Origin of the sequence: Pseudomonas sp. IC_126, from assembly GCF_004331835.1 — a bacterium.
Taxonomy (GTDB): Bacteria; Pseudomonadota; Gammaproteobacteria; order Pseudomonadales; family Pseudomonadaceae; genus Stutzerimonas.
The window spans coordinates 233,148-245,118 of record NZ_SJSS01000005.1 but is presented as its reverse complement, the minus strand read 5'-3'; the positions used below and the strand labels follow the sequence as shown (position 1 = coordinate 245,118).

Here is an 11,971-nt window from a genome sequence, read left to right as displayed (position 1 = left end):
CGTTGCGCAGTTCGCGGGCCTGAGGCATCAACGGGCGTCGATGCGGTAGCCGATGCGCGGGAAATGCACATGGACCACGCCGGCGCGCTCATCTTCACGGCGCAGAATCAACTCCTCGACACCGACGAATACCAGCTCGCCAGCAACCGGATCCGTGCCGTAGTCCACCGCGGAAATGGTCACCGACTGGCCGGCCTGGAAGCCGTTAGGCTCGAAGAAGGCCTCGTCTGGCAACGCAGCCGGAGTGGAGCTGCGGGCGATGGATACGGCCTCTTCGGCAGACAGCTCGGAAAGCGAGCCATGACCGACAGCCAGTACCCTACCAAGCCAGGCGGCAACATCCGGATAATCGTCCACCAGTGGCGCAGTGACCGGCGTGCCCTTGAGAAACCACAGACAATGCGCAACTGCAATATCGGCCACGCAAGGCGCGCTGCCCAGCAAAAACCCGCCGCTTTCGCGCGACAACTGTTGCTGCAGACGCGCCATCAGCACCGGCCAGTGGCTCTTGGCCTGTTCTAGCGGAATGCGTGTCACGGAGCCGCTGCTGAACAGCTCGGCGCGATCCTTGCTGAAAACCTGCACGAACTCCTTGGGCACCTGAGCGAAGCGCAGCGCCATGGATTCGGGTTGGAATACCAGGCTCACCGCATGCAGGAACAGCACCGAATCCGCCCACTGCGCCAAGGTCGCCGCCACGAACTCCCGCCCTTCCGGAAACAGCGCCGGCGTGTTTTTCTCGGCGTCCAGGCGGCGGGCCATCAATGCGGTATCGCAATACACATCGGCGCCGATCTGCAGCACCGGCGTACGCCGGTAGCCACCGGTCAGCGCGGTGAGATCCGGCTTGGGCATCACCGGCGGAATCGTCACCGAGCGCCAGGAAAGCTGCTTGAAACCCAGCATCAGCCGCGCCTTTTCGGCAAACGGCGAGGTGGGATAGTGGTGCAGGATGATGTCGTGCATTGCAGGCTCCGCCAGTCTTGTAGGTAGACCGGCAGCTTACTCGCGACGGAGAAGGCAGCCTACCCGTTCAGCTGATTGCCGAGGCATTCACCGGGTCACTGATACGGTACGTGGCGACCAGCGCCTCCTTGGCCGGCTTTTTCAGCGATTTGATGGCACGCTCGCGGCGCAATGCGTCCCCCTTGCTCTCGCAGGCTTCGACATAAACCAGCGCCACCGCCGGGCTCGAATGAAAGAAGCGCGCCCCTCGCCCGCTCTGGTGCGCAGCAAAGCGGCGCTGCGCATCGTCACTGATTCCGCAATACAGCGAGCCGTTCGCTGCCCTTACCAGATAGACGAACCAGGGCTTTGAAGCAGCGGTGCTCATGCGACCAAATCTCGCGGCAAGATGGAATGTGGCATGCAGAAACGCGCCCGAAAATAAGCGTCGGATTGTCCCGGTCAGCCATCATCAGGGCAAGCTCGCACGGCCGCTCGGCGCGGAGCTGCGTCGAGATAGTGATGGCCTCCGACGCTTGATCGGACAGACCCACGGCATCCCGGTAAGCCATGCGCTAGCCGCTTCGCTTAGCAAAGTCCGTCGATCCTGTCGATATATGGTGGCGGTTCGCCTTTGCGTATACTGCGCCGATGTTTGCCCAAACCGCGTTCCGCAAGCGCTGCACCGCCTGGTTGCTGGCGACCGGACTCTTCCTGATGCTCAGCAGCTGCGCTGAACCGCCCAGCGCACTCGAGCGTATTAAGGAGGAAGGTGTACTGCGCGTGATCACCCGCAATAGCCCGTCCACGTATTTTCAGGATCGCAACGGCGAAGCTGGCTTCGAATACGAACTGGTCAAACGCTTCGCCAGCCACTTGGGCGTCGAGCTTCAGCTTGAAACCGCCGACAGCATCGATGAGATTTTCACCCGTCTGAATCGTCCCGGCGGCCCTGACCTCGCCGCAGCCGGGCTGGTTGCCAGCGAAGGACGCCAGAACCTGGCGCGCTTCACCAACGCCTACCTGGACGTCACGACTCAGGTGGTCTATCGCAGAGGGCAACGCCGCCCGACGCAACCCGAAGACCTGATCGGCAAGCGCATCCTGGTACTCAAGGGCAGCAGCCAGGCGGAAAAACTCAAGGCGCTGCAGACCGAGTTGCCCGAGCTGCGCTACGAGGAATCCGACGCGGTGGAAGTCGTCGATTTGCTGCGCATGGTGGATGAAGGCCAGGTCGATCTGACGCTGGTGGAATCGAACGAACTAGCGCTCAACCAGGTGTATTTCACCAATGCTCGCGTTGCGTTCGATCTGGGCGAGCAGAACAGCCTGTCGTGGATCGTCGGCAAAGGCGAAGACGACAGCCTGCTCGTAGCGGCCAACCAATTTCTCGACCAGGCCAAGGAGAACGGCACGCTGCAGCGGCTGCGCGAACGTTATTACGGCCATGTCGACGTGCTCGGTTATGTCGGTGCCTATGCCTTCGCCAAACATCTCCAACAGCGCCTGCCGCGCTATGAAAAGCACTTCCGCGAAACGGCCAAGACGCATGGCGTCGACTGGCGTCTGCTCGCCGCGATTGGCTATCAGGAATCCCATTGGCAACCGGAAGCCACGTCGAAAACCGGCGTGCGCGGCCTGATGATGCTGACGCTCAATACCGCAAAAGCCATGGGCGTTACCAATCGCCTCGACCCGGTACAGAGCATTCAGGGCGGCGGCAAATACATCGCGCTGGTCCATGCCAATCTGCCTGACAGCATCAAGGAGCCGGACCGCACCTGGTTCGCCCTCGCCGCCTACAACGTCGGCGGCGGCCATCTGGAAGACGCTCGAAAGCTGGCCGAGGGCGAAGGGCTGGACCCGAACAAATGGCTGGACGTGAAGCAGATGCTGCCACGCCTATCTCAGAAACAGTGGTACACCAAGACGCGCTACGGTTATGCGCGCGGAGGCGAGCCCGTGCATTTCGTCGCCAACATCCGCCGCTATTACGACATCCTGACCTGGGTGACCCAGCCGCAGATGGAAGGCCAGCAACTGGTGCAGAACGAGATTCACATCCCCGGCATCAATGCCACCGAGTTCGGCGAGATTCTGCCGCCGCTGTAACCCGACTTAGGCTCGGCCGATCGGCGCGAAGCTGCCGGCGGTGTGATCGGCCAACACCTGCGCCGTCAGCTCGACCTCTAATCCCCGACGCCCGGCGCTGACGTAGATGCTTGGCTGCGTCTGAGCCGAACCGTCAATAAAGGTGCGCAACCGCTTCTTCTGACCCAGCGGGCTGATCCCTCCGATCAGATAACCCGTCGCACGTTGCGCAGCCATGGGATCAGCCATCTCGACCTTCTTCACTTTAGCCGCTTGCGCCAGCGCTTTCAGATCAAGCGTACCGGCGACCGGCACCACCGCGACCAGCAGTTCGTTCTTCTCGCTGCAGGCCAGCAGCGTCTTGAACACGCGTGCGGGCTCGAGGCCGAGCTTCTCGGCCGCTTCGAGCCCATAGGACGCGGACTTAGGATCGTGCTCATAGCTGTGAACACAGTATTCGGCTTTGGCCTCTTTCAGCAGATCGATGGCGGGAGTCATGATGGCGAGCGAGTCGGATGGAAGCCGCTACCTTAGCCGAAAAACGCAACGGCCCGCACGTGCCGCGGAGACGGTCTTAGGCCACCCTGCCCTGCTGGGCGGCGCGTAATTGCCGCGCCGCCGCGACCATATTCACCAATGCCGCCTCGGTTTCAGGCCAGCCGCGGGTCTTCAGGCCGCAATCAGGGTTGACCCAGAGCTGCTCGACCGGAATCCGCTCACTGGCCTTCTGGAGCAACTGCACCATTTCCTGGGTATCCGGCACCCGTGGCGAGTGAATGTCGTAGACGCCTGGACCGATGTCGTTGGGATAGTCGAAGGCGCGGAAGGCTTCGAGCAGTTCCATCTGCGAGCGCGAGGTCTCGATGGTGATGACGTCGGCATCCATCGCGGCGATCGACTCGATCACATCGTTGAATTCGCTGTAGCACATGTGCGTATGGATCTGCGTTTCATCGCGTACGCCGCTGGCGCACAGGCGGAAGGCCTCCACCGCCCAGTCCAGATACCCTTGCCACTGCGCACGGCGCAACGGCAGGCCCTCGCGAAACGCGGCCTCGTCGATCTGCACGATCCTGATACCCGCGGCCTCCAGGTCGCAGACTTCATCGCGAATCGCCAACGCAAGCTGCCTTGCCTGTTGTTCGCGACTGATATCGTCGCGAGTGAAGGACCACATCAGCATCGTCACGGGGCCGGTCAACATGCCTTTCATGATCTTGCTGGTCTGCTGTTGCGCGTAGCGAATCCACTCCACCGTCATTGGCGCCGGACGGCTCAGATCGCCATAGATCACAGCCGGTTTGACGCAACGCGAGCCATAGCTTTGCACCCAGCCGAAACGGGTAAAGGCGTAGCCGTCGAGCTGCTCGGCAAAGTACTCGACCATGTCGTTACGCTCGGCCTCGCCATGCACCAGCACGTCCAGGCCCAGCTGCTCCTGCACCGCTACTGCATGACGAATTTCGGCCTGCATTGCCTCGGTATAGTCAGTCAGTGCCAATTTGCCCTGCTTGAACGCCTGACGCGCAAGACGGATGGCTGGCGTTTGCGGAAACGAGCCGATGGTAGTGGTCGGGAATGCCGGCAGATCCAGCCGCGCACGCTGCTTATCGATCCGCTCGGCAAAGGGCGACGAGCGCTGGCTATCCTGTGGCGCGATGGCCGCCAGGCGTGCCTGCACCTCTGGCTTGTGAATACGCGGCGATTGCGCGCGGCTGGCCTGAACCGCACGGCTGTGTTGCAGCGCGGCTTGTACCTGAGCATCTTCAGGTGCGCTCACTGCACGTGCCAGTACCGCCACTTCGGCGCACTTCTGCACCGCGAAGGCGAGCCAGCTTTTTAGTTCAGCGTCCAACTGATCCTCTCGCGCCAGATCGACCGGCGCGTGCAGCAGCGAGCAGGACGGCGCAACCCATAAGCGCTCGCCGAGCCGCTCGGCGGCGTGCTGCAACACACTCAGCGCCTTGTCCAGATCGCAGCGCCAAACGTTGCGCCCATTGACCAGCCCGAGGGAAAGAACCTTGTAGGCCGGCAGCCGATCGAGGATCACCGGGTACTGATCCGGTGCGCGCACCAGATCGATATGCAGACCGTCCACCGGCAGCGCAGCGGCTAGGCCCAGATTGTCTTCCAAACCACCAAAATAGGTGGCGACCAGCTTTTTCAGCGGAGCCCGCTGCAACAGGTTATAAGCGCGCTCGAACGCATTCTTCCAGTCCTGCGGCAGGTCCAGCACCAGAATCGGCTCGTCGATCTGCACCCACTCGACGCCCTGCTCGGCCAGCCGGTCGAGCACTTCGCCATACACCGGCAGCAGGCGTTCCAGCAGGTCCAGCTTGTCGAACGGCTCGCCCTTGGCCTTGCCCAACCAGAGATAGGTCAACGGACCGATCAGCACCGGCTTGATCGCATGCCCCAGCGCTTTAGCTTCTTCGACTTCCTCGAACAACTGCGTCCAGGACAGGCTGAACTGTTGATCCGCAGTGAATTCAGGCACCAGGTAGTGGTAGTTGGTATCGAACCACTTGGTCATTTCCTGCGCCTGTCCCGCGCCGCAGCAAGATTTGGTGACGCCCCTCGCCATGGCGAATAGCGTATCCAGCGTCGGCGCGCCATCAGCCGGACGAAACCGCTCCGGCACCACGCCAAACATCAGCGAATGCGTCAGCACTTGGTCGTACCAGGCGAAATCGCCGACCGGTAACAAGTCGATGCCGGCCTCCGCCTGCAGCCGCCAGTGCGCGGCGCGCATCTCGCGGCCCACTCGGCGCAGCTCGCCCTCATCCAAATCGCCTTTCCAATAGGCTTCAAGGGCCTTTTTCAGTTCGCGGTCCGCGCCGATGCGGGGAAAGCCCAGGGAATGCGCCACAGCCATAACAATCTCCAATTCGTCTCGTTTTTCGATGAGGAGATTGTGGCCATGCTGAACGCATGAAACAAACTCAAGCATTTAAAGTTAAAGATTAGGATAATTCACTTATAAACTGACAAAACTACTGCGGCTCGCTTCGCTAACTCCGGCTCGACAGTGTTTTCATGCTGATACACACTTCGCCATCACGATGAGCAATGCTCACGTCATATGCTCGCCCACATCACGAGCGCCGGCGTGTGCTGCAAACAGCAAGGAACTCGCGACATGCTGGAAATCCGCCACCTGAAAACGCTTCATGCATTGCGCGAGACGGACAGCCTCGTCGAAGCAGCCGAGCGCCTGCACCTGACCCAATCGGCTCTGTCGCATCAGTTCAAAGAGCTGGAAGAGCGCCTGGGCCTACAGCTCTTCGTGCGTAAGACCCGCCCCGTGCGTTTTACCAGCGCCGGTTTGCGCCTGCTGCAGCTGGCCGACAGCCTGCTGCCGCAGCTGCGCAGCGCCGAACGCGATCTGGCGCGCCTGGCCGGCGGCACCGCCGGGCGTCTGCATATGGCCATCGAATGCCACAGCTGTTTCCAGTGGTTGATGCCGACCATCGACCAGTTCCGTGATGCCTGGCCGGAAGTGGAACTGGATCTGGCTTCGGGGTTTTCCTTCGCGCCGCTGCCAGCGCTGGCCCGCGGCGATCTGGACTTGGTGGTGACGTCGGACCCGGTCGAGCTGCCCGGCATCAGCTATGTCCCGCTGTTCACCTATGAAGCCCTGCTGGCGGTCGCAAACCAGCATCCGCTGGCGACACGGCCTTATGTGCGTGCCGAAGATCTGAGCAGCGAAACCCTGATTACCTACCCGGTGGAGCGCGACCGGCTGGATATCTTCACGCGCTTTCTGGAGCCAGCCGATATCGAGCCGGCCCAAGTCCGCACTTCAGAACTGACGGTAATGATGATGCAGCTGGTCGCCTCCGGGCGTGGCGTCTGCAGCGTGCCGAACTGGGCGTTGCACGAATACAGCACACGCGGCTACGTCACCGCCAAGCGGCTGGGTGAGAAAGGCCTGTTTGCCACGCTCTACGCCGGTATCCGCGCCGACATGCTGGATTCGCCGTTCATGCGTGATTTCCTGCTTACGGCCAAGGACACCTCCTTCGCCACCCTCGAAGGCGTGAGCGCGGCGCCGAAGGCGAAATAGCGCCCGCCGTGACGTGCCGATAGCCCCCTTAGGAGGGAATCGCCGAAGGCGCTTCCTTCGCTTGCCGCGAATCTATGGCGAAGAATTGCGCCTTCGGGTGCCCGGACTACCGCCTCTGACACCCGGATTACGCCTCCGGCTAATCCAGGCTACGACTACGCCATATCTTGTCGATAGGGCAGCGCATCACGCGCCGCCTCTGCATAACGCAGCACACCCTGGCGCTCCTGAAGGAGGAAGTCGCTCACCGCGGCACGCAGCCCAGGATGCGCCAGGTAATGCCAGGAGCGGGTGATCACCGGCTCGAAGCCGCGAATCAACTTGTGCTCGCCCTGCGCGCCAGCATCGAAACGAGACAGCCCGGCGGCGATCGCCTGATCGATGCCCTGATAGAAACAGGTCTCGAAGTGCAGCCGATCGAATTCGGCCAGGCAGCCCCAGTAACGGCCATAGAGCCCACCCGCGTCGATCAGGCTGAAGGCCATGGCCACCGGGCGGGCGCCCTGCCTGGCCAGCACCACGCGGATCGCCTCCGGCATGCGCTCAGCCACCAGGCTGAAAAAGCTGCGCGTCAGGTAGGGCGCCTGACCGCGCACATGGTAGGTGTTGGCGTAGCAGGCGTAGACGAAATCCCATTCCGCCTCGTCAAGCTGATGCCCTTCTCGCCAGTCGAATTCGATCCCCTGCCCCGCCACTTGCTCACGCTCCTTGCGCAACTGCTTGCGCTTGCGCGAGGTGAGGCCGTCGAGAAAATCCTGAAAATCCCGATAGCCGCGGTTGTGCCAGTGGAACTGGCAGCCGATGCGTTCCAGCCAGCCGTCTCGCCCCTGCAACAGCGCATCGGAATCGGGCTCGGTGAAGTTGACATGCAGGCTCGATTGTCCTCGTTCAGCCAGTCCGGAGATGAGCTGATCAAGTAACCGGGCCGCCGCCTCGCGATCGCCCAGCAGGCGCGTGCCCGTCACTGGCGAGAACGGCACGGCACAGAGCAGCTTGGGGTAATACGCGATTCCGGCCCGATGGCAGGCATCGGCCCAGGCCCAGTCGAAAACATATTCGCCATATGAATGGCTCTTTCGATACAGCGGCAACGCAGCCTGCACGGCACCCGTCGCATCGAGCAGCAACCGGTGTTCCGGCTGCCAGCCCGTACGCCCGCCAATGCTGGCGCTGTCTTCGAGGCTGGAAAGAAAGGCGTGACGCAGGAACGGCTGGGGCTCCGTCAGCAGTGCATCCCACTGTTGCGGCGCAATCTCGGCAAGGCGGGAAAGGGTCTGGATAGGCATGCCGCGCAGTCTGGCCCGTCGCGCGCAGGAATAAAAGGTTCTTAAAGCGAGTGATGCAACCAGGAGCCCGCTTGCTGGCGATCCGTAACCGGACCGAAGCTTCGCCAGCAAGCTGGCCCCTACGGTCGAGGCTCAGCCTTTCACCAAACGCTTACTGCTGAGCCCATTTGAGGAAGGCCGTGCGGCTTTCCGGCGTCAGCAGATTCCACATCTGCTGCAGGGTGGTCAGAGTGGCGTCGGTGTGTGGCAGGGTAGCCGTCGCAGCGGGCGACTGGCGCAGCGTCACCGCCTGAGCAGCGGGCTCGGTTGCGGCACCTAGCGGCGCAACGCTGGTTGCCTCCGGCGCGACTTCACTGGAGACCAGCATCGCGTTGAATACCGAGGTATTGCGATTACCGGCCTGCGCCTCATGACGCTCGCCCGTGCGGGTGTTCAGGGCCCAGGCGGGGAATTCGGTCTCGAATGCCTGGGCTTCGGCCAGGTTCTGCGGGCGATCGAACTCCAGGCGCCATACCTCACCGGCTTGCCCCTCGAAGTTGAAAATGGCCGTGCGTCCGCGCACTACTTCGTGGCTCATGCCGCCGTTGATATCGAACCCGTTCTTGTAAAAGGCATGAACCCGGTAGGCGCCCGGCTGCAGCTGCAGCTGCTTATCCGCCGCACCGAACATTGAGTTGGCGGCAGAGTGGGGTTTGCCGTTGATGCTGCGAATTTCCAACTCGCTGGGAACGACCAGCGTCAGTACTTGGCTCTCCGGCAAAGACTCACCGGCGTACAACTTGACGTGGGGCTGTTGGGCACAGGCTGCCAGCAGGCAGGCCATGGCGATAACGAACAAACTGCGCATGAAAGCTCCTAAGTGCAAAGGCCCGCCGACGTCGGCGGTCTGGATTCGATGACAATCGGAAAACAAGAATAAGACTGAAAAATGTCAGCCAAATGACAAACCGGGCTGCCCCTATGGGAACAGCCCGGTTTGTTTACCCATCCCGCCAAGCAGGATCAGAAGTCGTAGCGCAGCCCCACGGTGAAGGCAGAGGCTTGCTCACCGAAAGCGTCATCGGAGCTGGATGGGTTGGCGGAGCGGCCTTGGCTCCACGGGTTCATGCGAATCGCGTCATCGTTGTCCAGCACTGCGTAGTTGGCATAGACACGGACTGCCTTGTCCAGCTTGTGCTCGACACCCACGACCCACATATCGGCGTCAGCATCATCCGCGTCGGCGTCGCGGGTCATCCACATGGCCTTAAGCGCGGTATTGGAAGCGATCTTGTATTCGCCACCCACGCCATAAACGTCCGACGTCCACAGGTCGCGCTCCAGATCCGAGGCATCAGCATCGTCATACTCGATGGTCTGATAGAAGCCAACCAGCTTGAACGCGTCGGTCAGCTTGTAGGCTGCAGCGGCACGAATCCCATCACGCTCGCCACGACTGGTGTCCTCTTCAGCCTGCTCGTATGCCAGAGATGCCTCGAGCGGGCCACCGGCGTAGTTCAGCGACATGCTCATGGAGTCACTGTCGAGCGCATCACCTTCGTCATCCAGCTGTACCGACTGACCTTCATGGACCGAGTAGGCCAGCTTGGCGTTGAAGCCACCGAAGTCAGGCGTGGTGTACTGGATGGTGTTGTCGTAGCGCTCATCGAAACGGGCATCGCCGACACGCGTCAGGTTACGCATGTCACCGACCTGATCACCGAACAGGTTGGCCGGACCACGGGCGACCTTGAACGGGCTGTCGAAGCGACCAATCTGCGCCGCACCGAAGTTGCCACTCAAGCCAACGAAGGTGTCACGGGTGTTGAAGCTGCTGCCGTTATCGGAGCCAAACAGAACTTCCTGCTCGATCTGGAAGAATGCGTTCAGATTCGGGTTGATCTGGTGGTCACCCTTGAAACCCAGGCGCGAAGAGTTGCTCGACAGGTTGGTTTCGGAATAGTCGGCACCGTCATCCAGAAAATCCACCGACACGTGCGCACGGCCGTAGATGCTTATATCGGCCATTGCCACAGCCGGCACCGCCATCGCAGCACCAACAGCAATCGCAATCAACTTCTTCTTCATCGGAAAAGCTCCTTCGGTTATGAAACGTCGTCCTGCGAGTGACATGACGTCGTCTTGTTCGACGGAGGCGATTATGGGAAGCCGATGTGACAGAAGATTTGCCGCAATATGACAGTTCAAAGTTGTGGGAACTTTCTGCAATGGGCATTGCAGAGCGGTCCAAGCGGACCGCTGGAAGCAGGCGAGAAGGTGGGAAATACTGCGCGCTGCCTCCCGGTTCGAGAGGCAGCGGACGCGGGGATCAGCGCTTGCGCAGGATCACGCTGCCAATCGAGTAACCGGCACCGAAAGAGCTGAGCACACCAAGGCTCCCAGCCGGCAGGTCGTCCTGGTGCTTGTGAAAGGCAATCACCGAGCCGGCCGAACTGGTGTTGGCGTAGGTGTCGAGAATCACAGGCGCCTCTTCGGCGCTGGCGTCGCGACCCAGCAGCTTGCGCACGATCAGGTGGTTCATGTTGAGGTTGGCCTGATGCAGCCAGAAGCGCTTGACCGAGCCGACCTCAATATCGTTTTCCTTCAGGTGCTCGCCGATCAACTCGGCCACCATCGGGCAGACTTCCTTGAACACCTTGCGGCCTTCCTGGACGAACAGCTTGTCCGGGTTGGTCATGTATTCCTCGGCGGTGCGGTTGAGGAAGCCGAAGTTGTTGCGGATGTTGTTGGAGAATTCGGTCACCAGTTTGGTGCTGATGACATCCCACTGATACTTGGAGGTCGCCAGGTCGGCGCGCTCGACGATCACTGCGGTGCAGGCGTCGCCAAAGATGAAGTGGCTGTCGCGATCGCGGAAGTTCATGTGGCCGGTGCAGATTTCCGGATTGACCATCAACACTGCCCGCGCCTGGCCCAGTTGCACCGCGTTGGCGGCGTTCTGGATACCGAAGGTGGCCGAGGAACAGGCGACGTTCATGTCGAAGCCGAAGCCCTTGATGCCCAGTGCCGCCTGCACTTCGATGGCTACCGCCGGGTAGGCACGCTGCAGGTTGGAGCACGCCACGATCACCCCGTCGATGTCCGCGGCGGTTTTGCCCGCTCTGGCCAGTGCCTCTTCGGCGGCTTTCACCGACATTTCGCAAAGAATCGACCACTCGTCATTGCTGCGCTCGGGAATGCGCGGAACCATGCGGTCGGGATCGAGGATGCCGGCCTTGTCGGTCACGAAGCGGCTCTTGATACCGGACGCCTTCTCGATGAAGGCTGAGCTGGACTCAGGCATCGGCTGCACTTCACCGGCTTCGATGGCAGCGGCATGTTCGGTATTGAAGCGGAGCGAGTAAGTGTTGAAGGACTCCACCAGCTCGTCGTTGGAAATGCTCTGGGCAGGGGTATAAAGGCCGGTACCGCTGATGACGACGTTATGCACAGTCGTTCCTCTTGAATATTGGCTGATCGTTGTCTGGCGTCGGAACAGAGCGATGCCGGCAGCGCCGATCGCTAGCCTCATCCCGCATCTGTTTTATATGGCGGCTATTGTGCACGAAAACCTGACAGAAGCTGCAGCCGCGCGTTGAAAAGC

10 protein-coding genes are annotated in these 11,971 nt (G+C 61.3%); 2 read left to right on the top strand and 8 right to left on the bottom strand.

Annotated elements, in window-relative coordinates:
• Positions 1-27: 27 nt before the first annotated feature.
• Together E0D86_RS16685 and E0D86_RS16680 are read right to left on the bottom strand one after the other, a co-directional pair.
• Positions 28-966 carry a glutathione S-transferase family protein gene (locus E0D86_RS16685; RefSeq protein WP_131651166.1) on the bottom strand — a complete coding sequence of 313 codons (939 nt, stop codon included), beginning with the start codon at positions 964-966 and terminating at the stop codon, positions 28-30.
• A 67-nt stretch (positions 967-1,033) separates the two neighbouring features.
• Positions 1,034-1,333, bottom strand: a complete 300-nt coding sequence (locus E0D86_RS16680) for a GIY-YIG nuclease family protein (RefSeq protein ID WP_131651165.1) — start codon at positions 1,331-1,333, stop codon at positions 1,034-1,036.
• A 263-nt stretch (positions 1,334-1,596) separates the two neighbouring features.
• On the opposite strand from E0D86_RS16680, the gene mltF reads away from it, so the two are divergent.
• On the top strand, positions 1,597-3,057 hold the full coding sequence (gene mltF, locus E0D86_RS16675) for a membrane-bound lytic murein transglycosylase MltF (protein ID WP_131651164.1): 1,461 nt from the start codon (positions 1,597-1,599) through the stop codon (positions 3,055-3,057).
• Positions 3,058-3,063: 6 nt separating this feature from the next.
• Here mltF and ybaK read toward each other — a convergent pair whose 3' ends face one another.
• Positions 3,064-3,534: a Cys-tRNA(Pro) deacylase gene (gene ybaK, locus E0D86_RS16670; protein WP_131651163.1), complete on the bottom strand. Its 471-nt coding sequence runs from the start codon at positions 3,532-3,534 to the stop codon at positions 3,064-3,066.
• 76 nt (positions 3,535-3,610) lie between these two features.
• Entirely contained in the window at positions 3,611-5,911 is a 2,301-nt protein-coding gene (metE, locus tag E0D86_RS16665; RefSeq protein WP_131651162.1) for a 5-methyltetrahydropteroyltriglutamate--homocysteine S-methyltransferase, read from the bottom strand.
• 264 nt (positions 5,912-6,175) lie between these two features.
• Between metE and metR the strand changes: the two genes are divergently transcribed.
• Entirely contained in the window at positions 6,176-7,102 is a 927-nt protein-coding gene (gene metR / locus E0D86_RS16660; protein ID WP_131651161.1) for a transcriptional regulator MetR, read from the top strand.
• 155 nt (positions 7,103-7,257) lie between these two features.
• Here metR and E0D86_RS16655 read toward each other — a convergent pair whose 3' ends face one another.
• The 4 genes from E0D86_RS16655 to E0D86_RS16640 all read right to left on the bottom strand — a co-directional run bounded on the left by E0D86_RS16655 (position 7,258) and on the right by E0D86_RS16640 (position 11,818).
• Positions 7,258-8,388 carry a GNAT family N-acetyltransferase gene (locus E0D86_RS16655; protein WP_131651160.1) on the bottom strand — a complete coding sequence of 377 codons (1,131 nt, stop codon included), beginning with the start codon at positions 8,386-8,388 and terminating at the stop codon, positions 7,258-7,260.
• Positions 8,389-8,539: 151 nt separating this feature from the next.
• Positions 8,540-9,235 (bottom strand): DUF2057 family protein, encoded by a 696-nt coding sequence (locus E0D86_RS16650; RefSeq protein WP_131651159.1) that lies wholly within the window; start codon positions 9,233-9,235, stop codon positions 8,540-8,542.
• Between the two features lie 155 nt (positions 9,236-9,390).
• Positions 9,391-10,455 carry a porin gene (locus E0D86_RS16645; RefSeq protein ID WP_131651158.1) on the bottom strand — a complete coding sequence of 355 codons (1,065 nt, stop codon included), beginning with the start codon at positions 10,453-10,455 and terminating at the stop codon, positions 9,391-9,393.
• A gap of 241 nt (positions 10,456-10,696) precedes the next feature.
• Positions 10,697-11,818, bottom strand: a complete 1,122-nt coding sequence (locus E0D86_RS16640; RefSeq protein ID WP_131651157.1) for a beta-ketoacyl-ACP synthase III — start codon at positions 11,816-11,818, stop codon at positions 10,697-10,699.
• Between the last annotated feature and the right edge of the window lie 153 nt (positions 11,819-11,971).